Consider the following 23,539-nt stretch of genomic DNA (forward strand, 5'->3'; position numbering starts at 1 on the left):
CCTGCGATCGGTTCGAAGAACGACACGCCACCGCCTCCGTGCTCGATGACGAGATCCGTCAGATCGGTGTGCTCCAGGGCGAAACGTAGATCGGGTTTGTCGTTGCCGAAGCGCGTCATCGCTTCGGCGAAATCCATGCGAGGAAAGCGGCCCTCGGGGTAGCGTTGCGTCAGGTCGATATCGAGCACCTCGCGGAAGATGCGCAGCATCAAGCCTTCGACGGCGCCGAAGATGTCGTCCTCGTTCACGAAGCTCATCTCGACGTCGATTTGGGTGAACTCGGGCTGCCGATCCAGGCGCAGATCCTCGTCGCGGAAGCACTTGACGATCTGAAAGTAGCGCTCGTAACCCGATACCATCAGAAGCTGCTTGAACAGTTGGGGGCTTTCTGCGAGCGCGTAGAAGCTACCCGGGTGCAATCTCGACGGCACCAGGAAGTTGCGGGCCCCGCCGGGCGTATACTTGAGCATGACGGGCGTCTCGATTTCGATGAATCCTTCATCGCCGAAGTGGTCGCGTGCGGCGCGGCAGATCTTGTGGCGCGTGACGAGCGATCGCTGCAGCTCGGGCCGACGCAGATCCAGGAAGCGGTACTCGAGGCGCTTGTCTTCGTTGGTGTCGATGCCGTCTTCCATGGGGAACGGCGGCGTCTTGGAGCGGTTGAACACGACCGCTTCGAGCACCACCACCTCGACGGCACCGGTAGGCAGGCGTGGGTTGCGCATCTGGCCGCGGTCGCGTACGCGTCCCCGGGCGCCGAGCACCCACTCGGGCCGTGACCGATCGGCAAGCTCGAATGCGCGCGAATGCACCGAAGGGTCGAACACCAACTGCGTCACACCTGTACGGTCGCGCAGGTCGATGAAGATGCATCCGCCGTGATCGCGGCGGCTGTGGACCCAGCCGAAGAGCACGACCTCTTGGCCCATGTCGTCCGCTCTCAGCTCTCCGCACGCATGTGTGCGCTTGAGCTCGTCGATAAAGCGCGCCACCATCGTCTCCGGGCTGCGCAAGTTAGCCAACCCGTCGCGTCCGTCAACCCGGAAACGCGGTCCAGCCGCGCCGCCCGGCTCGGACGTAACGCCCACGGTTCACCTTCGGCCAAGACTCCGCAGCGTTGTTGCCTTGTGGAACACAAGCGCCGACAATAAAGAGACAGCTGGCCCGGCCGTTTGACTCGTTCCGAATCGGCGCTGAAGGCGGCTGGAGGAGAACATGGCGGTTCAACGAGAAGTGACTTGCCCCATGTGCGGGTTCAAGAACGCCCCGGATTCCAGTCGCTGCGGCGCCTGCGGTGCGCGCATCGAGCGCGTGTCGGGCCTGTACACGGAAGCCGAGGTCCAGCAGCGGCGCCAGCAGCAGGAGGGGTTTGAGTGGAAGTGGGCGCTGGCGGCCTGCTTCTTCTACGTAGTCGTGCAAGGAGCCGTGCTGGTGGGCCTTCCACGCGTGGTTGCGACCTTCGACCCTCAGGGCCTGGCCGGGTTGTTCGTCTCCCTGTTCATCTGGTTCCTCGGCGGGGTTGCTGTTGGGCTTATTTCGCCGCGAAAGAACTTCATCGAACCCGCGGTAGGCGTGCTCTTCCTCGCCGTGCCTACCGTCGCCTACCTGGTGGCGATCACCCCGCCCGGCTTCCAACCCTCGCTGCTCGCGTACATCGTGGGCTCGCTGCTAGGGGTCATGATCGCGCCGATAGGGGCTTTCATTGGTGATCGGTTAAGGTCAGGGCCCGCCCAGCTCTGAGCTTCCTGTCCAGCATGGCGCCATAGCCGCTTTCGTCCTCGAAAAAAGTCCTCGAAATAGCGCTGCTATTGCTGCGGTTTTTTCTGCGGGCGCGCTGGCTCTGGCCTCCATGCTGAACAGGAAGCGGGGTGTTCCTGTCCAGCATGGCGCCATAGCCGCTTTCGTCCTTGCGGCTAGTGGACGATGGGCAGGTGCAGGCTGCCGCGGGGGCCTGGGGGCCGGGCGGGTTTGCTGCCGTCTTCGGCGATCAGGTCGGCCACCAGATCGTAGTCGCCCGATGCCGTGACCCGCGCCTCGCGGAGCTCGCCCGAACGCGCGGTTCCGTTGACCAAGACCAGCATGCCGTCGACCTCCGGGGCCTGGCCCGGGTGGCGCCCCTCGAGGACCCATTCGCTTTCGGGGCTGACGCCATCGACCAGAACCTGCAGGGTCCTGCCTACCAGGGCGCGTAGCTTTCTGCGGCTGATGCTCCGCTGCAGCGAAAGCAACCTGCGCTGACGCTCCTGCGCCAGCTCGGGGGCAACCGCCTCGGCCTGAGAGGCGCTCGGCGTTCCTTCCTCGGCCGAGTACAAGAACACGCCCAGGTGGTCGAGCTCGGCCCACCGGACGAAACCCTCGAGCTGCGCGAAGTCGGCCTCGGATTCACCCGGATGACCCACGATGAATGCGCTGCGCAGGGTCGCACCGGGCACCTCGCGCCGCACACGCTCGATGAGTCGGCGCAGCCGGGTCCCGCCGTGGCCCCGCCGCATTCGGCGCAGCATGCGATCCGAGGCATGCTGCAGCGGCATGTCGAGGTAGGGCACCACCTTGGGATGGTGGCCGAGCAGCTCGAGCAGGCCCCTGTCCAGTCGTTCGGGGTACAGGTAGAACAGCCGCAACCAGTGTAGGCCCGGCAGCTCCGCCAGCGCGGCCACCAGGCGCGTGAGGTTGTCGCCGCTCGCCAGGTCGCGCCCGTACCTGACGGTGTCTTGGCTCACCAGGTTCAGCTCCACCACGCCTCGCGACAGCAACCGTTCGCACTCGCGCATCAGGTCCCGGATGGGGCGCGAGCGCTGGCGGCCGCGGAAACTGGGAATCGCGCAGAAGCTGCAGCGGCGCGAGCAGCCTTCCGCGATCTTGACGTAGGCGCTATGGGCGGGCCCGGACAGCGTGCGAGGGTCGTTCGCGCGCGGCAAGTAATCGGCCGGGTTTCCCACCAGCACGCGCCCCGCCGCCTTCGCGTCCGAGCTGGCCAGGATCTCCGGCAGCCTGAGCAGGTCCGCCGTTCCGAGGAAGTGGTCGACCTCAGGCAGCTGCTCGGCCAGCTCACGCGGGTAGCGTTGCGCCAAGCAGCCGGCCACCACGAGCTTGCGGCAGGCGCCCTCTTGCTTGTGCCGGCTGAGCTCGAGGATCGTGTCGATGGACTCCTGCTTGGCGGCCTCGATGAAGCCGCACGTGTTGACCACGATGACCTCGGCCCGCTCGGCTGCGGCGATGCGGCGGAAGCCGGCATGCTCGCTTGCCCCGAGCATGACCTCGGTATCCACGCGGTTCTTCGGGCAGCCCAGGCTCACGAAGTGCACGGCGCGTTGCATGCCGGGGCGTTGCATGCCGCCCAAGGTGTCTGCCGGCCCGGCCCGCGTCAACCGCTAGCCAAAAAACTCCAGTTTCCGGCTAGAGAATGTCTTCAGGACGATTTGCGGGGCCGTGATCCCGTGGGATTCTTGAAGGCCTAGGGCAAGTCAATGACCGAGGCAGGCAGCTCGGGGGGAGCGACCGCAGGATCGGACCTGCGCCTGGACGTGGTGATTCCGGCGCTGAACGAGGAGGCTGCTCTGCCGTCGGTGCTGGCGGAGATGCCAGGGTTCGTGCGGCGGGTCGTGGTCGCGGACAATGGATCGAGCGACCGCACGGCCGCGGTGGCGCAAGAGGGGGGAGCCCAAGTGGTGCGGGAAGCTCGGCGAGGGTACGGGTCGGCCTGCTTGAAGGCCCTGGCGCGGCTGCGCCGCGATCCGCCGGATGTGGTCGCATTCCTGGATGCCGATCGCAGCGATGACCCGGGCGAGATGCCGCGGCTCGTGGCTCCTATCGAAGCAGGCGAGGCGGACCTGGTGATCGGCTCGCGCACCCTCGGACGGTGCGAGGCGGGCGCGCTGTCTCCCCACCAGCGTGCAGGCAATCGGGTGGCCTGTTTGGCGATGCGCTGGCTTTATGGGGTGCGCTACACAGACCTTGGGCCGTTTCGTGCCGTTCGCTGGCAGGCCCTGGAGCGGCTCGAGATGCGCGACCGCGACTTCGGTTGGACGGTGGAGATGCAGGCCAAGGCCGCACGTCTTGGGCTGCGTGTGCTGGAGGTCCCGGTTTCGTACCGCAAGCGCATCGGCACTTCGAAGATCAGCGGCACCGTGCGAGGGAGCCTTGCGGCTGGAGCGAAAATCCTGTGGGTGGTAGCTCGCCATGCAGGCCGCTCGACACGGCCGCGTACATGAGCACGGGTATCATGAGCACGGCGCTGTGGGTCTTCGTCCGGCCCCCGATCACGGGGCACGCCAAGACCCGCCTGACCCCGCGGCTCGGAGCCGATGGCGCGGCCCGCCTGTACGCCGCCTTCTTGCACGATACCCTACGCACCAGCTGCCAACCCGGGTTCGAGGTGACACTGTGTGTCGCAGGTGAGCCAGAGCATGCCAGCCTTGCTGCGCTGCAGCGCCGCCACGAGGTGCGCACCCTGGCGCAGGGGCCGGGTGATCTGGGCGCGAAGCTCGACGCGGCGTTTCGCAGGGCGCTCTCCCACCACGAGCACGTGCTCATCGTAGGCAGCGACGCCCCCACCTTGCCCCGGTCCTACCTGCGGGCGGCCCGAGACGCGCTGTGCCGTGCCCCTGTTGTTCTCGGCCCTTGTCTCGACGGCGGCTACTACGTGATCGGAGCTCGGCACGCCCTCCCGAGCCTGGGGCCGGTACGCTGGTCGAGCCCTCACACCTTGCGCGACACCGTCCGGGTCTGCACCAAGGCAGGCCTCGAGGTCGCCTTGCTCGCACCCTGGTATGACGTGGACACGCCCAGCGACCTCGATCTGCTGCGGCTGCACCTGCGCCTGAAACCAGGCGCCGCTCCAGCCACTGCCCGGGAGCTGCGCTTGCGGTTGTAGGGAGCGGCTACGATGCAACCCATTCGCGTCAATCGTCGCGTTCTGATTCCCGGAGAGGCCATTCGGCGAGCGGCGGTGCGCTCGAGCGGTCCCGGCGGCCAGCACGTCAACAAGGTCGCTTCCAAGGTTGAGCTGCGTGTCGATCTCCGTGCCATCCAGGGCTTGTCGGATGCGCAGCGAGCCCGGCTGCTAGCGGCGGCGCGCAACCGCGTGGACCGGCAGGGTCGGCTGATCGCCGTGAGTCAACGCACGCGCTCGCAGTCCGCCAACCTCGAGGACGCGTGCAGCAAGATCCGCCACTTCGTTGCGCAGGCCCTGCCGGCGCCACGAAAACGGATCGCGACCAAGCCTTCGCGAGCGGCCAAGGCCAGGCGCCTCGACGACAAGAAGCGCGCGTCGGACAGGAAGCGGGAGCGGCGCTGGAAACCGGAATGAGCCTTACATCGAAGTCGCGCTGCCCGACTGGCTGCGTCGCCAGAAATGGTACGCGGGAATGCCGGCAAGCGTGATGCCCAGGCCCGCGAGCGACTCGACGGGCTTGGCGATCAGGGTGTTGACGAGCACGAGCGCAATGGCCGTGATGAACACGAGCGGCACGATGGGGTAGCCCCAAGTCTTGTAGGGTCGCGCAAGATCGGGCCGCTTGCGCCGCAGCGCGAACACCGACGCGGTCGTGGAGATCCAAAAGATGAAAGTAACGAACACGACGTAGGTGAACAGCTGCTCGTAGCTGCCCGTCAAGGTGAGCAGGCTGGCCCAGGCTGCTTGCAGCGCGATGGCGAACGCGGGCGTTCGGAAGCGCGGATGAATCTCTGCGACCTTGCGAAAGAACACGCCGTCCCGGGCCATGGCGTAGTACACGCGAGGCGCGGCAAAGATGGTTCCGTTCAGGGCTCCGAAGCTGGAAACCAGGACCATGGCGGATATGAGCCCGGCGGCGCCGCTGCCCTGCAGCGCTCCCGAGGCGCGCTCGGCAATGCGCACCACGCCCGCCATTTGCTGCACAGGCAGGGCGACGACGTACACGTAGTTCACCAGCAGGTAGAGCGACGTGATGAGCAGCGTTCCACCCACGAGCACGAGCGGCAGGTTCTTGCCCGGGTTTTTGATCTCGCCTGCGATGTAGGTGACGTTGTGCCAGCCATCGAAAGCCCAGGATACGGCCACCAGGGCTACCCCGAAGCCCGACACCAGAGCGAGCAGATCAGCCCCCGCCGGTGCTAGAGCAAGGTCGGGCCGAGCGGTTGGCTCGGCCGTCCAGGCCAGGGCACCGAACGCCAGGATCGCGCCGATCTTGGCCACGGTGAAGAGATTCTGCAGCGTCTTGCCAGGGCCTACTCCAACGAAGTTGATCGCAGACAGCCCCACCACCACCAGCAGCGCCATGAGCTGCACCGTGGATACCGATCCGAACACGAGCTGCTCGCTCGACACCCACGGTACGAAGTAGCCCAGGTAGCTCGCGAAACCCACGGCCAGCGCCGCGATCGAGCCGCCCATCGACACGAGGAACAAGACCCAGCCGAAGAGAAACCCGTACAGGTGCCCGTATGCCTCGCGGAGGTAGACGTACAGGCCTCCGACTTCGGGCATTGCGGCGCCGAGCTCGGCCAGGGTGAGCGCACCGCAGAGCGTGAGCACGCCGCCGGTCAGCCACGCCAGCAGGATCAACCCTGCCGATGGCACGCTCTGCGCCATGATACCCGTGGTCAAGAAGATGCCGGATCCGATCACGATGCCCACCATCATCATGGCGGAATCGAAGAGGCCTAGCCGGCGGCTCAGGATGTGCTGCGTGCTCATGACACACTTCGCACTGGCGCAGCTCGGGAACGACCAGGACCAGGCGTGACGTTTCTGGCACAGCATGCCTCGCCGACTTGACACTTTTTGTCAGGTTTCGGCTGAAGGCTGCTCTGCGACCTCATCCTACAACGCACGAAGCACTTTGTTTGGAACTATCGCCCCGTGAGCGACACTTGACGTTTGGGGCGCGGGCTGCTGCGGAACGGCTCCGGGTTTGCACGGACTGGCCCCGAGTTTGCATGACCCGAATAGCACGCACCGACCGGCACGTGCCGGTAGCTGGGCGGGCGAAGTCTTTGGATGAGGTCAATCTGCATGAGTCGCCGTGCGCAGTCGAATCGCGCTTGCTCAGGCACGAGCTTGGAGGCTTGACGTGGGGCATACCGACATGGACGTAGCAAGACCGCTTCGTGTACGAGCGCTTACGCGGCGCGCCTACCGCCACGCGCGCAAGGGACGGATCCGCAAGGCCGTGGTAGCCCTGCGCGAGCGAGTCGCCCTGTGCGGGGACGGTCCCTCGTGGGTGAGGTTGGCCGGCATGCTGTTGCGCGCGGGCAGCCAGGACTGCGCCCTGCACGCACTCAACCAGGCGCTGTTCAGCTACCGGCGCAGCGGGGCGACCGGCAGAGCACGGACCGTTTCGAACATGATTCTGCAGCTCAATCCGGGCGACCGCCAGGCGAGTCGCTACAGGGACTCGAGCCGCGCCGCTTAGGGCGAGCGGCGAACCACCGAGATGGTCCGCCGCTCTGTTGGCCTCCAGCAGTCGGGGTTAGCGCGACCACCCCTCCTGCAAGGGGCCGTCAATACAGGTACAGTCCATATACGCTTTCCTCCCCCGGCTTTGTGCCGGCGCCCTGCGCTTACGGACCGCGAAGGGCCTCCCAGCAGGGCGTTCATAGGTGGGGGAGCGCTGCGCGCTCCCTCGACGCAGCGGCAAGATTCCAGATCGGAATTCGGACCAGCCCGGGGCATCTGCCCATCTGCCGCTCACCGAGTACTATACTACGATGCGCCGGCAGCTGCGACCTGCCTGTGGGCGATCGGGTGGGAGCGGCGCCTACACGTTGAAACGGAAGTGGATCACGTCGCCATCGCGGACCCTGTAGTCCTTGCCCTCGACGCCGAGCTTGCCCGCGCTGCGGCAGGCGGCCTCGCTTCCTAGCTCGACGAGATCCCGCCAGGCGATCACTTCGGCGCGGATGAAGCCGCGCTCGAAATCGGAGTGGATCCTGCCCGCGGCTTGCGGTGCCTTGCTGCCGGCCTTGATCGTCCACGCACGAACCTCCTTGGGACCGGCGGTAAAGAACGTGATCAGGTCGAGCATCCGGTAGCCGGTGCGGATGACCTCGTCGAGGCTCGGTTCCTCGAGCCCCAGCGACGCCAGAAACTCCGGCCGCTCTGCTGGGGGCAGCTGCATGATCTCCGCTTCCACGGCCGCACAGATGACGTTCAGCGGTGCGCCCTCGCGGCCGGCGACCTGGCGCAGGCGGGCCAGCAGCGGATCGCGCGCTTGGTGCGCGAGCTGCTTTTCGGATACGTTCGCTATGTAGAAAAGCGGCTTTGCGGTCAGCAAGCACAGCTCGCGCACGATGCGCGCCTCGCCGCCCTCCTTGACAGGAACGAGTGCCGCCCTGAGGCCCCGATCGAGCGCGCTCGCCAGCTGCTCGCAGACCGCACAAGCCTGGCGCTCCACGGGGTCCTGGCCCTTGGACAGCTTGCGAGCGCGCTCGAGCCGGCGCCGCACCGTGTCGAGATCGCGCAGCATGAGCTCGGTGTGGATCGTCTCGACGTCGGCGACGGGGTCCACGCGACCGTCCACATGCAATACGCCGGCATCGTCAAAGCAGCGCACCACGTGTGCGATGGCATCGCAGTCGCGGATGTGCGAGAGAAAGGCGTTGCCTCGGCCTTCGCCCTTGGAGGCGCCCTTCACGAGCCCGGCGATATCCGTGAAGGCGACGGTGGCCGCGATGCGCTTGTGGGGTCGCACGCGCTCGCACAGGGCGTCGAAGCGGGGATCGGGAACCGTGACGATCCCCACGTTGGGGTCGATCGTGCAGAACGCGTAGTTCGCCGCCTCCGCCTGCTGGGCCGACAGCGCATTGAACAGTGTCGACTTGCCCACGTTGGGCAGGCCGACGATGCCGACCGACAGGGTCATTGCGGGTCCTTGGGGACCCTTAGCCCGCGGCGTTGTCGCGGTCCAGGAAAAGGGGCTTGGCTTGGCGCGGGCCCCGGCGCAGCTGGTCGGGGCGGACGCGCGCCACACAATCGTGGGCGTGGATACATGGGGCCGGTGGCGTGTCGCGCCCTCAAAGGAAGTGTAGGTTTGCCATAGATGCAGCTGATCGTCGCGGAAAAGCCCTCGGTTGCGCGAGACATCGCGCGCGTTCTTGGGATCGGGCAGCGCCAGGGCAACTGGATCCTGGGCAGGGACCGCGCCGTGACGTGGTGTGTGGGCCACCTCGTGGAACTGGAGGAACCAAGCGCGTACGACTCGCGCTGGAAGCACTGGCGCATGGACACGCTGCCGATGTTGCCAACACGCTTTTTGCTGCGGCCGGTCGAGCGCAACAAGACACAGTACCAGACCCTGCGCAGACTGATGCGAGATCGCCGCTTCAGCGAAGTCATCAACGCGTGCGATGCGGGGCGTGAAGGCGAGCTCATCTTTCGTTATGCCTACGAGCTCGCGGGATGCCGTTTGCCGGTGCGGCGACTGTGGATCTCTTCGCTGACCGACGAGGCGATCCGGAAGGGCTTCGCAACACTGCGGCCAGCCGCCGAATACGACCATCTTGCACACGCGGCCCGCTGCCGCTCCGAGGCCGACTGGCTGGTCGGCCTGAACGCGACACGCGCCGTCACTCTCAGCCGCCGTCCGCCCACACACCCGGGCCGGGGCAAGAGCCCTGTCTACTCGCTTGGCCGAGTGCAGACCCCCACCTTGAAGTTGGTCGTCGATCGAGAAAAGGCGATTCGCGACTTCCGTCCCCGGGACTACTGGGAAATCCAGGGCAGATTCGAGACGGCCGGCGGCAAGACGCTCCATGCTCTGTGGCGCCACAAAGGCAGCACGCGGCTCGCGACACAAGAGCTCGCGGGCCAGCTGCTCGCACGCTGCGAGCGGTACACCCAACCCGACGCCGAAACCGGACCGGTGGTCGACGAACTCATCCAACGCCGCCACAAGGAACCACCGCCGCTTCTGTTCGACCTGACTTCCTTGCAGCGCACGGCGAACCGGCGCTACGGACTGAGCGCCGAAGCGACACTGAAGGCGGCCCAGGTCCTGTATGAGAAACACAAGCTGTTGACCTACCCGCGCACGGACTCGCGTTACCTGCCAAAAGACATGCGCGCGGAGCTGCCGAAGCTCTTTGGGGGACTCGAGCGCATGGGCGAGTATCGTGAGTTCGCGACCGAGCTGCTATCGCGGCCGGACGTCGACACGAAGCCTGGCCGGCGCGTGTTTGACGACAGCAAGGTCGCAGACCACCACGCCATCGTACCGACCGGCAAGAGCGCCTCGCTCGAGAGCTTCGGCCTCGCGGAGCGTAGCGTTTTCGATCTCGTGGCACGCCGCCTCCTCGGGGCGTTCTACCCGGATGCGGAATTCGCTACGACCGAGGTCTGGGTGCGCGTGGGCAAAGCCGCCGGAGCCCGCGCCGTGGAAACGCCCGGAAAGGCAGCTGCACAGTCGCCTACAGCTGCACAGTCGCCGAAAGACAGCGGCGAGCGCGAGCCCATGCACGAAGAGCCTCCGGCCCCACCCGACCGTTTTCGAGCGTTCGGACGCATGCGGCTGGTTGCGGGTTGGCAGCAGGTGGCGGGCATTGGCGAGCACGACGCCGGCGACGCCGGCAGTCCCGCCGCACCCACACTGCCCAAGCTGGGCAAAGGCGAGCTGCTCTCGGCGAGCTACAAGATCCTGGCCAAAAGGACCCGCCCTCCTGCGCGGCTGACCGAGGGCGCGCTGCTGCTGGCGATGGAAACCGCCGGGCGGTTGGTCGAGGTCGAGGCGCTGCGTGCCGCCATGAAGGACAACGGCCTGGGCACGCCTGCCACGCGAGCCGCCACGATCGAGACCTTGCTCAAGCGGGGATTCATCGAACGGCAGGGCAAAAGGCTCCATGCCACAGACGCGGGCATCGCCCTGATCGACGCGTTGCCCGTGACGAGCCTGGCATCGCCTGAGCTCACGGGTCAGTGGGAGGCACGCCTCGCGCGTATCTGCCGCGGCGAAGAGAGGCGCGAGAATTTCATGCGCGATATCTCGCAGTATGTTCAGGCGGTCGTGCGAGCGATCGCCGACACGGTGGGCACACCCGCCGCGGCAGGCCGAGCGCGCGGGCCGGCGCCCGCCCCCGAGCCCCTGGCAAAGGAGCCACGCCGCGCCGAACCCCCGGACCGGGTCTCGACGTCTACCCGTACCGCGCATGCACTCGAGGGAGTCGCTTGCCCTCGCTGCCAGACGGGCCGCATCATCGCTGGCAAGCGCGGCTGGGGGTGTGACCGCTGGCGTTCCGGGTGCGAGTTCGTGCTTTGGTTCGAGTTCGCTGGACGCAAGCTGACGCAAAGGCAAGCTTCCGATCTTGTCCACAAGGGCAAGACGCGCAAAGCCAGGTGGACCAGCGGGCAGGGGGTGCCGCGATCTGGACGTTTGGTGCTCGATCTGGAGGCCTCTCGGCAAGCGGGCGCCGCGGTGTTTGAACCCGCGTAGCGCAGCGAGGGGAGCCAGCGGATGCGCTTCCCATGCGTAGCCCCCGCACCAATCGTTGCGCCAACAAAGCGCCCGCGGACACGCCCCACACGCGGTACTGCGCGTAACCCGAGCGCCTCCATCGCCACCGGTATGTCTGCGGCACGTTGCTCGTTGGTGTACGCCTCGAGCGATGCGCCCTCCCCGACGAGGCGGTCGCGGCACGTCCGATACGCGGCCAGTCGTGCTGCGCTTCCACTGCGTAAGCAACCTGGAGGAGCTGTTCGAAATAGCGCTGTTGCCCTCCGGGGCAAGCCACACTGCGCAGGCGATGCTCCCCGCGATGGCGCATTAGTTGGTGCCCGTCCCGAAACTCACTCCCGTCGCCTGGCATGCGGCGCGGGGCCGTCTGCCGCGTCGTCTCACGCTCGACCCTGCCCAATCTCCAACCGCATGCGCTGCATTTCCTCGGTTCGCCGACACGCCATCCGACCCCGCGGCGCTGCGCCATGCTCGGTCCGGAGTTTCGGGACGGGCACTAGTTAGGATTGGGCCGGCGCTCAGATTGCGTTCTCGTAGCGATACAGGGTCCACTCCCGCCCTCGCGCGATCGCCTGCAGTCTGTGCGCCCACTCTGGATGCTCCAGCACGATACGTCGCGCGCGTTTCCGGTTCGCGGCGTCCAGCATCAGGTACACGAACCGGCTGCCGAGCCGCTTTGCACAGCTTTCAACGCGGCGCACGCTGAAGTCCTTGCCTGTGAAACCACGACGGTTGGAGTTGTAAAACAGCTCGGGTCGTCCGGGGATAGCGATGAAGCGCTGCCCCTCGGGTACGTGTTCACGCAGCATGGTTACGGCTTCGTACATGCCCTGCTTCTCCCGGTAGAGTCCCCCCTCTGTGCGCTTCGAGTGCCGCGAGAGCGTGTGCCGGGCGCTTGCCAAAAAGATCAGGCCGAGCACGGCGAGGCCGACGCGCCCTTTCCACGGGCGCTGCCACAAGTGTGCGATGCCGCACGCGATCAGAAACGCTGCAGGCACCACGAGCGGGAGCTGATAGTAGTTGTGCGTCACGTTCGCCGGCATGGCAGCGAGCAAGAACACACAGAAGCCTCCGGCCCAGGCCGCGGCTACGCGCAGGATGCGCTGCTCGCGGCCATGGCTGGCGCCGAGCACCGCCAGCACGAATCCGGACCACCCGAAGATCTGGTAGACGAGCCGGTTGGAAAGGCGCATCCAGTGCGCAGCCGATGTGAAGGTCTCGAAGCTCGAGAACTTCGTGTAGCCTCCCGTCTCCCAGAGCACGAAGGTCCAGCTCGAAGTGTAGTGAATGTACGTGTACCAGGCGCAGCCCGGGGTCGCGATCAGCAGGGCCCAAAGCCAAGTGCGCGGCTGCTTGAACGTTGCCGGCCAACCTTGCTGGCTGACAAGCAACCAAAGTGCGGGCAACGCAAGGTAGACGTTGCTTACCTTGACCAGCAGCACCGTGGCTCCCAGTGCAACGAGCAACACCTCGTCCTTCGTTTGCTTGTGTTCCAGCCAGCGCGCGAGGTGATACAACAGGCCGGCACCAATACCGAGCGAGGGGCCGTCCGGCTGAATCGAAACCGTGAAGAAGACCGCGAGCGGCAGCACGGACAAGACGAATACGACCAGGCCCGCCAGCGCATGCGAAGCGCCTAGCTGGCGAGACAGCAGATACAGATACGCGCAGGTCCCGAGGTAAAACAGCAACCACACCGAGCGCAGATACCAGGCCGGCGGATAGGTAGCGCCGAGCAATTTCAGCGGAAGCACCGCGAGCCACGCGGGCAGGGGGAGCTCGGACTCGACCCGTGGCGTGCTGCCCGCGCGGCACGGTTGACGTACGGTCGTCGGTGCCAGGGGGTTGAAGGAGCCGATCAAGTAGCCAAGTGCAAAGCCTGCCGTATCGCCCTGGCGGAAGGAGTGGGCGTCAAGCAGATACGGCGAGGTCAGATTCCCGGATCGCAGCCACAGGCCCAGGCAAGCGGTGGCTACGAGCGGCAGACTGCTGCGCAGCGCTCCCTTCATCGGGCACTCGTCTTGCTGAGCATCGACGCGGAGCCTAACGGAAGTTCTACCTGCAGCGAAACCAAGCGACGTGGACGGCGTTCTGGCTGGAGAAGGCGAGCGCTACGCGATCGTGGCCCACGCTGGTAAGCGCCGGCTCGTGTGCCGCGCCATCCGGGCCGCGCACCACGTGGCGTCCGCCCATGCCGCTGCGCCGCACGACCCGAAGCTGAATCTCGCGGGGCACGTTCTTGCCCGGCTTTCGTGGCGCGTCCACGGCAAATACCGCTCGCTCCCCAAGGGCCGCCGCTGCGAGACGCAGCCTGACGTAGGCCTTGCCTGGTACGAGTGGCTCGGGAGCGCTCGGCCGCTCCGAAAGCCGCACCAAACCAACGGCGCTTGTGGCGGCGCTTCCGATCGCAGTGTAGCCAAGCAGCAGCTCGGACTCGCCCATGCCGACCGCTGCCAGCTGCGGTCCCTCGGCCAGGGAGCCCACGGCCCCCACGATGCTCGGCGCCTCGGGAGTTCCGTCGGGGGCCAGCGCCACGCGCACCAGCGGCGAAATCCCCCGGCGTGGATCGACCCACAGCAGCTCGGGCCGGCCGGCTCCGTCCACGAAAACGGGGGCGGCCGCCCCCATGGCTTCCGGCGTGAGATCGTGACGACCCACCTGACTGCCGTCGCCACGCAGCAAGACGAGACGCGCGCGCATGGGCGTCCGGTGACCGTCCGTGTAGGCCACGGCCCGCAAGCCGTTCACGGCGCCCACGGCGGGCGCAAAGCGCGCATCGGCAAACGTGCCGACCTGCTTGAGCCGCCCTGCGCCCGCGTGCTCGACTCCAAGCTCGGCCACCAGCAGCGCAGCCGATGCATCGATGGCCGCAGCCAGGACCTGTCCAGGTCCCACCGCCCCGAGCCCTGGTGCGGCCTTGCGCCTGGCTGCGACGGGACTCGGTAGATCCCAGGTTGAGAGCGGCCGTGCAGCTTCGTCGGCACGGACTCGCACCAGGTAGAGCCGTTCGGGGCCCGATTGCAGCCGGTCGTAGCCCGCGACCACGATGGTATCCCCCAAGGCTGCGATCGCCACGGGGCCCGCACGCGGCCACACCTTGCGCACAAGTCCAAGACGCGCGCAACCGGCCTCGTTGCCGGATTCCAACGGCACGGCCATGCCAGGCGCGGGGCCGGCCGGAGCAACGCCGTGCTCGGGCACCGATGCGCCCCGGCGCGATTGCTCGTGGCGGCCGTGAGCCGGTGCCGCTTGCCCTGCGGACCGCGACCCGGAGCGCCCTCGGGTAGCGCCCACACGCGGCGGGTCGGCCCTCTTCGTCCCGATCGAAGCCGACTCGCGAGCTGGTTGCTGCTCCTCCTCGCCGGCATCGCAACTGCAGAGACATGCGTTTGCCGCAGCGCTCAGCACGACCCGCAGCACGGCTGCGCGCCGGCAGCGCTCGCAGGCTGTCAAGGGCCGCCTCCGGTTGCTCCGCTGTTCGACCTGGCCAACCCACCTTGGCTCGCTTCCGTGCTGCGCCAGAACCTGGCCAGGTCCTCGAAACGCTCGCATCGATGCGCGGGCGGCAACGTGCGCACGAACCATTTTCCATAGCCTCGCGTGCGCAGCCTGCCGTCGAGCACAGCCACGATGCCGCGATCGTGGCGCGTCCGTATCAGGCGACCAAAGCCTTGTTTGAGTGCTAGTGCGGCCGTCGGCACCACGTACTCGCGGAACGCATCGCGCCCCTGTTCGCGCAGCTCCCGGCAGCGAGCAGCCACCAGCGGATCGGTGGGAACCTCGAACGGCAGCTTGTCGACCACCACCAGCCGCAGGGCGCGGCCCGGCACGTCGACGCCCTGCCAGAAGCTGGCTGTCGCGAACAGTACCGCGTTCCCGTCCTCGCGAAAACGCGCGAGCAGCACCGCCTTGGGCGCCTCCCCTTGCACGTACGTGCGGAGGCCGAGCGCAGGCCGGCAACGTTTCGCCAGCTCCCGCATCGCCTTGAGCGATGTGCACAAGACGAACGCACCACCCTGGCACAGGTTCACCAGCGCGATGATCTCGCGCGCGGCCTGCTCTGCAAAACCTGGCGTACGTGGATCGCCGAGATGATCCGGCAGGTACAGGGCCACCTGCTGCTCGTACACGAAAGGCGAGGGCACCACGAGCTCGAGCGGATCGAAATCGATTCCCAGCCGCTTGCGCAGAAAATCGAACGACCCAGCGGCCGAAAGCGTCGCGCTCGTCAGCACCGCCGCCTGGCCCGTGTACCAGAGTCGGTCCTTCAAGATCTCCCCGATCTGGACCGGGCTCGCCCCGATCGCTACGTTGCGGCTGCTCCTTCGTGTCCAGGTCACATGGCTGCGCCCGCCGCCCTCGGCGATCTCGCTGACATCGCGGCGTATCGTGTGGGCACGTTTGGCCAGCGCCGCAAGCGCTTCGTCCCGAGCCAGACTGCAGTGGCTGGCGAGGGCGTCGAGGGCCGTGTCCAGGGCAAACATCTGCTCGCGCACCGGCCCGTCGAACGCCTCCGGTGCCAGCGGCACGCGGCCGGCGTGCTCGGGGCCCGCCTTGGGGAGCGCCGCAAAAAACACGTCGCTCTGGCGCTGCGCCTCGCTGAGCAGCGGATCGGCCTGCAGCAGTCTGTTGGCCGCGGCCAGGCTGCGCCGCGCATCACGCAACAGCGCATGGATGCGCGAAGCAGACACCGTCACGCCAAAGAAATCGGTCGCAATGTCCTCGAGCAGATGCGCCTCGTCGAGCACCACCGCATCGTAGTCGGGTAGCACGCCGCGCCCGCGGGGCCCTCGCAACGCGAGGTCGGCAAAAAAGAGGTGATGATTGACGACCACAAGCTGCGCCTCTTCGGCGCGCAGGCGCATCGCCGTCACGAAGCAGCGATCGAAATGGCGGCATGGGGTCCCGATGCGTGTTTCCGTTCCACTTTGGACTGCGGTCCACAACGGCGAATCCTCGCCGATCGCTTCGAGCTCGGCCCGATCTCCGGTGGGCGTGCTCGCCTCCCAGTCCCGCAGCTCGCGAAGCAGCGAAGCAAAGGGCTCGTGGCCGGCGTCGGCGCTCAGCATGAGCTCGTGGTAGCGACGCAGGCACAGGTAGTTCGAAAGCCCCTTCATGCAAGCTGCGTCGACGCTGCCCAGGCAGGCTGCGAGCAGGGGGATGTCGCTGTTCATGAGCTGATCCTGCAAGGTCTTGGTGCCCGTCGAGATCACGATCTTCTTGCCGGACAGCAGCGCCGGTACGAGGTACGCCAGCGTCTTTCCCGTACCCGTGCCGGCTTCCACCAGCAGCAATCCGTCATCGGACAGCGTTCGCTCGACGGCCTCCGCCATGTCGAGCTGCCCGGGCCTGAGCTCGTAGGTGCCCATCGAGCGAGCGAGCGGACCTTCGGGCCCCAACAGCGCACGCGCTTGCATCCTGGCTCGCGATAGCACGTCGCGTCGGCACATTGCGAGCGCCGGCACCGATTCGGCTCGAAGTCACGGCCCGATCCGGGCTAGTTTGCCGTCATGCTGCCGTTGCGCGACCTCAGCCCACCGGGGCACCGCCCGCTGCTTGTCTACGCGTTGATCGCCGCCAACGTGCTCGTGTTCCTGGGCGGGCCCGCGGCCGAGCTCGAGCGGGCCGACTTCGTCCACCGCTGGGGCGTCGTGCCGTTCTCGCTGATCGAAGAACAGCATTGGGGTAGCTGGGTCACGCCGCTCACGTACCTGTTTCTGCATGGCGATCTGTTTCATCTGCTCTCGAACGTGTGGTTCCTGTACGTGTTCGGAAGCAACGTCGAAGACGTGTTTGGCCGGCTGCGCTTCGCGCTGTTCTACCTGGCCTGCGGCATCGTGGCCGCGCTGGCGCATGTGCTGCGCGAGCTCGGCAGCCCTGCCGCCATGATCGGCGCCTCGGGAGCCATCGCCGGCACGCTTGGCGCCTACGTGCGCCTCTTTCCCGCCGGGCGAGTCCTGACCTGGATTCCCCCCATCTTCGTGTTGGAGTTGCCCGCATTCTTTTTCATCTTCGTCTGGTTCGCCAAGGAGGTGCTGCGCGGCTACGTGTTTCTTCACGGCCCCAATACCAGCGGCGTCGCGTTCTTCGCGCACATTGGCGGCTTCGTGGCGGGGCTCGCGCTGGTGCGCGTGATCGGTCCCAAGCGCTACGAAAAGGACGGCTGGATCTCACCGGGCGAGCTCGGCCGGCCGGTAACCTAGTGTCCTGCGACACGGACGAAGAAGGCCCCCATGGCTTCTCGCCTTACAACAAGCCCGCCGCCCGGGCGCTGGCCTGCGCCTTTGCACGAGAGGCAGCTCAGCGAGGACGTTGAGCCGTGCGGCGAGCGCTCGAGCCGCCGCCCCCGGATCGCCAGAGCGCGCTCGCATGGACACGAAGCGCTCTTGCGGGAACAAGCTCCGGGGTGCTACCGCGGGTCGGTCGGCCGTCCAACCGGTGCGGCCCCGAGGCAGCATGCACATCGTCGTCATCATGGACCCTCCGAGCAGCGTGGTCGTGGCCGAGGACACCAGTTTCGCGCTGTTGCTCGAGGCGCAGGCACGCGAGCATCGGATCGATCACTGCCTGCTGCACGAGCTGTTTTTGCGCGATGGCAGGCTGTGGGCGCACGCCAGGCCGGCCCGCATGCTGCCCGAGGCCATCTGCCCCATCGAGCTCGGCATCGAGCAACAGGTTTGTCTGCACGACGTGGACGCGGTGCTGATCCGCAGCGACCCCCCGTTCGACTCGGCCTATCTGTGGGCCACGCTGATGCTCGAACGGCTACGCGGCCAAACGCTGGTGGTCAACGATCCGCGCGGCCTGCGCGAAGCCAACGAGAAGCTGTACGCGTGCTGGTTTCCCGAGCTCATGCCCGAGACCTTGGTCACCAGCCACTCCCACGAGATCCGGCGTTTTGTACGTGACGTCGGGGGCCGTGCGGTGATCAAGCCGCTGCATGGCAAGGGCGGCGAAGGCGTGATGGCCCTGTTCGATGGCGATCTCAATCAGGGAGCTATCGTCGAGGCCACAACGGACAGCGGCCGGCGCCTGGCCATCGTGCAGCGCTACTTGCCCGAAGTGACCCGGGGCGACAAGCGCATCCTTGTGCTCGACGGCGAACCGCTCGGCGTGATCGCCCGGGTGCCCCAGCAGGGCGAGCTGCGCGCCAACATCCATGTGGGCGCAACCGTCGTCCGAGCGAGCCTGGAGGCTGCGGATCGGCGCATCGTCGACAGCCTCGCCCCGCGTCTGCGGCAGGATGGGCTCTCGTTCGTAGGGCTCGACGTGATCGGCGGCCGGCTGACGGAGGTCAACGTCACCAGCCCCACCGGAATTGTGCAGATGTCCAGGCTGAGCGGCAGCAACCTGCCCGCGCGGGTGATGGACTGGCTCGAGGCTGCCTGCGCCTGACACCAGCCTGAGACTCCCGTTCGGTGAATCCGGGCTCGCCCCGAAGACGCGCAGCTGGCCGCCCAGCTATCCGGCCGCTGAGATCATTGAAGAACCTTCCCTACTCTTGCACCGTCATGTAGCTAGCTTTAGGGCCCGCGGAAGGACTCGTCGTCGCGCCTCGTCAGCGGCGCCCAGTCCTTACCGAAACACCCGAGTTATTCTTCCGCGGGCCCTTAGCTACAGGCTTCGGGTGTCCGGCGCCCCGGCGGGCGTTCCGCCGGCGTCCGCCGGCTTGGGGGTGCGTCCCCAGCGCTCGGCTACGAAAGCGCGCGCCGGCGCGATGGCCTCGAGCGCCGCGCCAAGCGAGCTGTATGCCACGAAGCACAGCGCATAGATCGTAGAAACTCTGTTCATCCCATTCCTTGCGGTCGCGCTCCCGCCGACCTTGCGTTGAGTCGGTCCGGTCCGGCTCCACCGGGGTGAAGCTCCCGAAACTCGCGGGTCGGGCTCCCGAGCCTCGCAGCGTAGTGCTCGCTCGACCCGCGTGCCAACTTTTCGGACGAGCCGAAACCGGGGCGCGCACGCAGCCCGGCGGGTGGCATCTTCGCCGGCGAGCGCCGCCCGGCGGCTGGCTCCGACCCTGTCGCGGCCGCGATGCAGCGCGCGTCGAGCTTCCGGCATGCTGGATCGAGGTGCGCTTACATGAATCGACCAAGGATTCCACCTCGGAGCTTGCTTATACTGTAAGTATCCAGTATACATATAACTATGACAGCTCACAGTTTAGAAAAAAACCAGCACGCCACCGTCGAGGCGGCACGTCCAGCCAGCGAGAAAACCACCCTGCGGGGACTCGGAGCGCCCTTCCTGGAACTGGTCTGGGGCGGCCCACCCCACGACCCTGCCAGCGCAAGCGCACCCCCTGAGAGCGGCGGCCAGGCCGAGCAAGGGATCGAAGCGAAGGCCGAGTCCGTGCTCTACAGCGACATCCGGGAGCTGAGCGGGCCGGCTCGGACCCCGTGGGACGGGAACCTCGACATCCAAGTCACGCTGGACCTGGAGAGCAAACCAAGCGCTGCCTCGCAGATCGAGGCGATCGGCAGCTTCTTTGGCAACGCCACGGTAGAGCCGGAAGCGCCTGCGAGCCACCAGGGAGAGGCCTGCACCGCCGCGCTGGACCGAAGCCTGGACGCCACGCTGCCCAGCCCGCGCCGGCCGGAGCCCGAGGCGCGAGAGGATTGCGAAGCCGAGCCGCCGCTGTTGCCGGACTCCGAGGTGCGTCTGATCGAGCCGGAGCGTCACGAAACGCGCCGCCAGCGGCGAGGTTTCTCGGGCCTACCGCTGGCAGCTGTGGTGGTGCTCGTTGCCGCGGGGTCCTGGCTTCTGCCGCAGCGCAGCGTGTACGTGGGCGAAGCGGAAACCGCGAGCGCTCCAGCGACGATCGTGCAGCTGCCCGCGGCACCTGCCATCGAGCCGCTGCCGCCCGTGAGGCCCGAACCCAGGAGGGAAACCGAGCTGGCAACTGCACCTGCCAAGCCTGCGCCACAGGCAGTACGCACGGCGCCAAAGCGCAACCACCGGCGGTCCAGGCCCGCGCGGGCTCGTCGCGGTCCCCGCATGCTGGCGGCCGATCTCGCCCCTGCGGCCCACGCTGCGCAGGCTCCCTTGTCGGCGAACGTGTCGCACAAGGGGCCGGCAGCCAGCGCCCCGATCGCTTCGCCAGCAGAGCCGGCACAAAAGTCTACCCTGCCCGCGCTGCCAAGCCGGGCTCGGGTGCACGAGACCCTGCGCGGCTTCCGTCCCGCCCTCGAAAGCTGCGCCGGTGGCGTACCAGGGCTGGCCGAAGTGGAGCTGAAAGTGACCGGATCCGGGCGCGTGGCCCATGCCCTGGTGAGGGGGAATTTCCGCGGCAGCCCACAGGGCTCGTGCATGGCAAGAGCGCTCAGAGGCTTGCGCTTCCCACGCTTCGCAGACGAGCAGCTGAACGTGAGCTTCCCCTATTTCCTTTAGTCAAGGCCGGACCTCTTGGTCGCAGGCCAGGCTCATTCGGCCAAGCGTGCGCCGGCAGGTCGCGAAACGACCTCCTGCACGACGCCGTTGATTTCTGCACGAGCACGGCGAGCTTCGGGGTGCCGGAGCCGCCATTCGGTAACCCGGCCGTCTTTCCAGTCGAAATCCACCTCGAAACCGCCGCGGGCACGCAGGCCTCGTACGCTGCCGCCCTTGGCCCACGCTTTGGGAAGCGCTGGCAGAAACCGGATCGTTCCGTCGTGACTCTGCAACAGCATTTCCGCCATGCCCGCTGTGGTCCCCAGATTGCCATCGATCTGAAAGGTAGCGGGGGGGTGCACGTCGAAGAGGTTGGGGAAGACTTGCTCCTGGAGCAGATGGCGTAGATGGGTGTGCGCAGCGTCACCGTCGCGCAGGCGCGCAAACAGGTTGATCGTCCAGGCGCGGCTCCAGCCGGTGTGAGCCCCGCCTTGTGCGAGGCGGTGATCGAGCGACTTGCGCACGGCCTTGGCAAGCGTTGGTCTTTTGTCCAGCGTGATCGCATGGCCCGGATACATGCCGTAGAGATGGCTCACGTGCCGGTGTCCGGGCTCGGGTTCTCCGTAGGGTCGGTCCCATTCGAGCAAACGGCCATCCGGGCCCAGGTGCAGCCCTTCGTCGAGCTTTTGGCGAGCTTGACGCAGCTCCTGCACGAACGCGTCCTCGATCTCGAGCAGGGAGGCAGCCTCCAGGGTATGGTCGAATACCTCGGTGATGATCTGCTGCCCCATCGCGGCTTTGGCGCACACGGCTGCGGGTTTCCCGTTGGGGGCGATAAACGAGTTCTCGGGCGACGTCTCGGGCACCGAAATCAACTTGCCGTCTTGCTCGATCAACCAATCCAGGTAGAAGCGGGCCTGCCCGCGCAGCAGCGGCCAGACCCGGTCACGAAGAAACCCCATGTCCTCGCTGAAGGCGTAGCGCTCCCACAGGTGCTGGCACAGCCAGCCACCTCCATGAATCCAGGAGCCCCAGTAGGCGTTTCTCGCCCGCATCCAAGCGGGCGTCCAGAAGTCGCTAGCGTGATGCGCGACCCAGCCCCGCATGCCGTATTGCTTGGCCGTCTCCACGCCGCGCCGGGCGAGCCGCTCGATGAAGTCAAAGAGCGGCTCGTGGCACTCGCTCAGGTTGGTCAGCTCGGCCGGCCAGTAGTTCATCTGCAGGTTGATGTTGAGATGGTAGTCGGCGTTCCAGCGCGCCCTGATCTGGTCGTTCCACAACCCTTGTAGGTTGGCCGGGTAGCCACCCGGGCGCGACGTTGCGATCAACAGGTAGCGACCGTACTGGTAGAAGAGCGTTTCCAGAGCGGGATCGCTGGCGCCCTTCTTGACGGCGGCGAGCCGCTCGTCGGTCGGCACGCCGTCGCGGCCGCGGCCACCGAGATCCAGCCGATTGCGGTCGAACAATCGCGCATGGTCACGCACGTGCCGCTCGTGCAGGTGGCGCGCGAGGGCCCGCAGCGGGGTCTTCTTGGCGTGCGCGACCGCTGCCTGCGCGGCGTCGAGCGCAACCCTTTGCGTCTCCGACGTCGAGCCGCGCAGCAGGATCAGCACCTCGGACGCATCGCTGAGCACAAGCTTGTCGTTTACGGCCTTGCGGCTGCCGTCGGTGATGACGTCGACCAGCACCCGGAAATCGACGCCCGCCATGTTGGGCTGCGGCCGGCTGTCGAGCTTACCCGTGCGCTGGGTCGCACGACCGGTCATGACGAGGTCGGCTTCGGCCTGCCCGACACGCGTGGCATGTGTCGCAGCGCCCTGGTCATGAGGCCGGTCGAGACGCAGCTCGAAGTTGAGCGCCCGCGGCCGATCCGCCTTGAGATGAATGCACAGCAGCTGATCGGGAAAGGAACTGTAGACGCGCTGGGTAATCTTGGCTCCGCCGCGCTTGAATTCGCTCGTGGTCACGGCCGTTCCCAGATCCAGGCTGCGGCGCAGGTACGTGCCCTGCGCTGCCGGGCCGCCCCAGTCGATCCAAAGGTCCCCGAGCGTCTGGTGCGAGCGAATGACGTCCTTGCGCGAGAACGATGCCACGATCGCGCGATCGGCTTGCTGGTGCTTGCCGGCCAGCACCAGCCGCCGCAGCGCACGCAGCCGCGCGGGCGAGCCCACGCGGTCGGTGCGCGGGCTCTCGGGGCCCGCCCAAACGGAATCTTCGTTGAGCTGGATGCGCTCGACGTCGGATCGACCGAAGACCATCGCGCCCAGGCGACCGTTGCCCACCGGCAGTGCTTCGGTCCATTGCTCGGCCGGCTGGCGGTACCACAGGCGGAGCTCGCGGGCCGCCAAGGGGGCGAGCCTGGACACCCCGGAACCGGGTCGAGCGGAATCTCGAAGCGTCGAGGTGCCCCCGGTCGCTTCGCCCGAGGCCTTGGACCTCTCGGGAGCAAGCGAGCGCGATGCCGTGCCGGCACTGGAGCAGCCGGCCAGGCAGCAGGCGAGCGACAACCCAGCGCAGCCGAGTCCAATCCCGTGCGTTGCCGCGAGCCCGTGACCCTTGGAGCTCCAAACCGCGTAGGCCCTGATGCTGGAAGCTTGCTTCTGGTTCATTGCAGGCGCTCTTGGTGAACGTCGGCGGGCGAAACCGACCTTGGCAGGTTGCAGCCGCGCGCGATCCTCGCGTCAGGCCACCTTCCTCATACATCGAATGGCGCCCGCCGAATAGCAGATCCTTGCAAGGCCCCCTGC

At 67.0% G+C, this 23,539-nt stretch carries 18 protein-coding genes; 9 read left to right on the plus strand and 9 right to left on the minus strand.

What is annotated here, in order from left to right:
* Positions 1–992: aspartate--tRNA ligase (gene aspS, locus MJD61_22840; GenBank protein ID MCG8558098.1), on the minus strand; the 992-nt coding region annotated here is incomplete at its 3' end.
* A 223-nt stretch (positions 993–1,215) separates the two neighbouring features.
* Here aspS and MJD61_22845 point away from each other — a divergent pair.
* Positions 1,216–1,740: a zinc finger Ran-binding domain-containing protein gene (locus MJD61_22845; protein MCG8558099.1), complete on the plus strand. Its 525-nt coding sequence runs from the start codon at positions 1,216–1,218 to the stop codon at positions 1,738–1,740.
* A 173-nt stretch (positions 1,741–1,913) separates the two neighbouring features.
* Here MJD61_22845 and rimO read toward each other — a convergent pair whose 3' ends face one another.
* Positions 1,914–3,332: a 30S ribosomal protein S12 methylthiotransferase RimO gene (gene rimO, locus MJD61_22850; protein MCG8558100.1), complete on the minus strand. Its 1,419-nt coding sequence runs from the start codon at positions 3,330–3,332 to the stop codon at positions 1,914–1,916.
* 135 nt (positions 3,333–3,467) lie between these two features.
* Between rimO and MJD61_22855 the strand changes: the two genes are divergently transcribed.
* The 3 genes from MJD61_22855 to arfB are packed head-to-tail and all read left to right on the plus strand — an operon-like array spanning position 3,468 to position 5,308.
* The gene (locus MJD61_22855) at positions 3,468–4,211 is read left to right on the plus strand and encodes a glycosyltransferase family 2 protein (GenBank protein MCG8558101.1); all 744 of its coding nucleotides are present in this window, start codon (positions 3,468–3,470) and stop codon (positions 4,209–4,211) included.
* Positions 4,208–4,873 carry a TIGR04282 family arsenosugar biosynthesis glycosyltransferase gene (locus MJD61_22860; protein ID MCG8558102.1) on the plus strand — a complete coding sequence of 222 codons (666 nt, stop codon included), beginning with the start codon at positions 4,208–4,210 and terminating at the stop codon, positions 4,871–4,873. The genes MJD61_22855 and MJD61_22860 overlap by 4 nt, the downstream gene beginning before the upstream one ends.
* 12 nt (positions 4,874–4,885) lie before the next feature.
* Positions 4,886–5,308 carry an aminoacyl-tRNA hydrolase gene (arfB, locus tag MJD61_22865; GenBank protein ID MCG8558103.1) on the plus strand — a complete coding sequence of 141 codons (423 nt, stop codon included), beginning with the start codon at positions 4,886–4,888 and terminating at the stop codon, positions 5,306–5,308.
* A 3-nt stretch (positions 5,309–5,311) separates the two neighbouring features.
* Here the strand turns inward: arfB and MJD61_22870 are convergent, their stop codons facing one another.
* On the minus strand, positions 5,312–6,676 hold the full coding sequence (locus MJD61_22870) for an amino acid permease (GenBank protein MCG8558104.1): 1,365 nt from the start codon (positions 6,674–6,676) through the stop codon (positions 5,312–5,314).
* Positions 6,677–7,004: 328 nt separating this feature from the next.
* Here MJD61_22870 and MJD61_22875 point away from each other — a divergent pair, with 328 nt between their 5' ends.
* Positions 7,005–7,394, plus strand: coding sequence for a hypothetical protein (locus MJD61_22875; protein MCG8558105.1), 390 nt, complete (start codon positions 7,005–7,007; stop codon positions 7,392–7,394).
* A gap of 345 nt (positions 7,395–7,739) precedes the next feature.
* Here MJD61_22875 and ychF read toward each other — a convergent pair whose 3' ends face one another.
* A complete protein-coding gene (gene ychF / locus MJD61_22880; protein ID MCG8558106.1) occupies positions 7,740–8,843 on the minus strand; it encodes a redox-regulated ATPase YchF in 1,104 nt (367 codons plus the stop codon).
* Positions 8,844–9,020: 177 nt separating this feature from the next.
* Here ychF and MJD61_22885 point away from each other — a divergent pair, with 177 nt between their 5' ends.
* The gene (locus MJD61_22885) at positions 9,021–11,405 is read left to right on the plus strand and encodes a DNA topoisomerase (protein ID MCG8558107.1); all 2,385 of its coding nucleotides are present in this window, start codon (positions 9,021–9,023) and stop codon (positions 11,403–11,405) included.
* Between the two features lie 539 nt (positions 11,406–11,944).
* Here the strand turns inward: MJD61_22885 and MJD61_22890 are convergent.
* Genes MJD61_22890 through MJD61_22900 form a run of 3 tightly spaced genes read right to left on the minus strand, consistent with a single transcriptional unit; the run spans position 11,945 to position 16,843 of the window.
* The gene (locus tag MJD61_22890) at positions 11,945–13,435 is read right to left on the minus strand and encodes a glycosyltransferase family 39 protein (GenBank protein ID MCG8558108.1); all 1,491 of its coding nucleotides are present in this window, start codon (positions 13,433–13,435) and stop codon (positions 11,945–11,947) included.
* A 46-nt stretch (positions 13,436–13,481) separates the two neighbouring features.
* Positions 13,482–14,879 carry a hypothetical protein gene (locus MJD61_22895; GenBank protein ID MCG8558109.1) on the minus strand — a complete coding sequence of 466 codons (1,398 nt, stop codon included), beginning with the start codon at positions 14,877–14,879 and terminating at the stop codon, positions 13,482–13,484.
* Positions 14,876–16,843 carry an ATP-dependent DNA helicase gene (locus MJD61_22900; GenBank protein ID MCG8558110.1) on the minus strand — a complete coding sequence of 656 codons (1,968 nt, stop codon included), beginning with the start codon at positions 16,841–16,843 and terminating at the stop codon, positions 14,876–14,878. The genes MJD61_22895 and MJD61_22900 overlap by 4 nt, the downstream gene beginning before the upstream one ends.
* 93 nt (positions 16,844–16,936) lie before the next feature.
* Here MJD61_22900 and MJD61_22905 point away from each other — a divergent pair, with 93 nt between their 5' ends.
* Both MJD61_22905 and gshB read left to right on the plus strand, forming a co-directional pair.
* Positions 16,937–17,629 carry a rhomboid family intramembrane serine protease gene (locus MJD61_22905; GenBank protein ID MCG8558111.1) on the plus strand — a complete coding sequence of 231 codons (693 nt, stop codon included), beginning with the start codon at positions 16,937–16,939 and terminating at the stop codon, positions 17,627–17,629.
* Positions 17,630–17,882: 253 nt separating this feature from the next.
* Positions 17,883–18,821 (plus strand): glutathione synthase, encoded by a 939-nt coding sequence (gene gshB, locus MJD61_22910; protein MCG8558112.1) that lies wholly within the window; start codon positions 17,883–17,885, stop codon positions 18,819–18,821.
* A gap of 219 nt (positions 18,822–19,040) precedes the next feature.
* Here the strand turns inward: gshB and MJD61_22915 are convergent, their stop codons facing one another.
* Complete coding sequence (locus MJD61_22915) at positions 19,041–19,217, minus strand: hypothetical protein (protein MCG8558113.1); 177 nt, start codon at positions 19,215–19,217, stop codon at positions 19,041–19,043.
* 354 nt (positions 19,218–19,571) lie between these two features.
* Here MJD61_22915 and MJD61_22920 point away from each other — a divergent pair, with 354 nt between their 5' ends.
* On the plus strand, positions 19,572–20,813 hold the full coding sequence (locus tag MJD61_22920) for a hypothetical protein (protein MCG8558114.1): 1,242 nt from the start codon (positions 19,572–19,574) through the stop codon (positions 20,811–20,813).
* A gap of 32 nt (positions 20,814–20,845) precedes the next feature.
* Here MJD61_22920 and MJD61_22925 read toward each other — a convergent pair whose 3' ends face one another.
* Entirely contained in the window at positions 20,846–23,401 is a 2,556-nt protein-coding gene (locus tag MJD61_22925; protein MCG8558115.1) for a glycoside hydrolase family 95 protein, read from the minus strand.
* Positions 23,402–23,539: the final 138 nt, after the last annotated feature.

This window comes from Pseudomonadota bacterium, assembly GCA_022361155.1.
In the GTDB taxonomy this organism is placed as follows: domain Bacteria; phylum Myxococcota_A; class Polyangia; order Polyangiales; family JAKSBK01; genus JAKSBK01.

Bases quoted from the DNA above. Each gene is read 5' to 3' on its own strand.
- MJD61_22905 (MCG8558111.1), top strand. From the start codon at position 16,937: ATGCTGCCGTTGCGCGACCTCAGCCCACCGGGGCACCGCCCGCTGCTT.
- ychF (MCG8558106.1), bottom strand. From the start codon at position 8,843: ATGACCCTGTCGGTCGGCATCGTCGGCCTGCCCAACGTGGGCAAGTCG.
- rimO (MCG8558100.1), bottom strand. From the start codon at position 3,332: ATGCAACGCCCCGGCATGCAACGCGCCGTGCACTTCGTGAGCCTGGGC.
- MJD61_22925 (MCG8558115.1), bottom strand. From the start codon at position 23,401: ATGAACCAGAAGCAAGCTTCCAGCATCAGGGCCTACGCGGTTTGGAGC.
- MJD61_22860 (MCG8558102.1), top strand. From the start codon at position 4,208: ATGAGCACGGGTATCATGAGCACGGCGCTGTGGGTCTTCGTCCGGCCC.
- MJD61_22915 (MCG8558113.1), bottom strand. From the start codon at position 19,217: ATGAACAGAGTTTCTACGATCTATGCGCTGTGCTTCGTGGCATACAGC.
- MJD61_22870 (MCG8558104.1), bottom strand. From the start codon at position 6,676: ATGAGCACGCAGCACATCCTGAGCCGCCGGCTAGGCCTCTTCGATTCC.
- MJD61_22920 (MCG8558114.1), top strand. From the start codon at position 19,572: ATGACAGCTCACAGTTTAGAAAAAAACCAGCACGCCACCGTCGAGGCG.
- MJD61_22900 (MCG8558110.1), bottom strand. From the start codon at position 16,843: ATGCAAGCGCGTGCGCTGTTGGGGCCCGAAGGTCCGCTCGCTCGCTCG.
- MJD61_22890 (MCG8558108.1), bottom strand. From the start codon at position 13,435: ATGAAGGGAGCGCTGCGCAGCAGTCTGCCGCTCGTAGCCACCGCTTGC.
- MJD61_22845 (MCG8558099.1), top strand. From the start codon at position 1,216: ATGGCGGTTCAACGAGAAGTGACTTGCCCCATGTGCGGGTTCAAGAAC.
- MJD61_22855 (MCG8558101.1), top strand. From the start codon at position 3,468: ATGACCGAGGCAGGCAGCTCGGGGGGAGCGACCGCAGGATCGGACCTG.
- MJD61_22885 (MCG8558107.1), top strand. From the start codon at position 9,021: ATGCAGCTGATCGTCGCGGAAAAGCCCTCGGTTGCGCGAGACATCGCG.
- gshB (MCG8558112.1), top strand. From the start codon at position 17,883: ATGCACATCGTCGTCATCATGGACCCTCCGAGCAGCGTGGTCGTGGCC.
- arfB (MCG8558103.1), top strand. From the start codon at position 4,886: ATGCAACCCATTCGCGTCAATCGTCGCGTTCTGATTCCCGGAGAGGCC.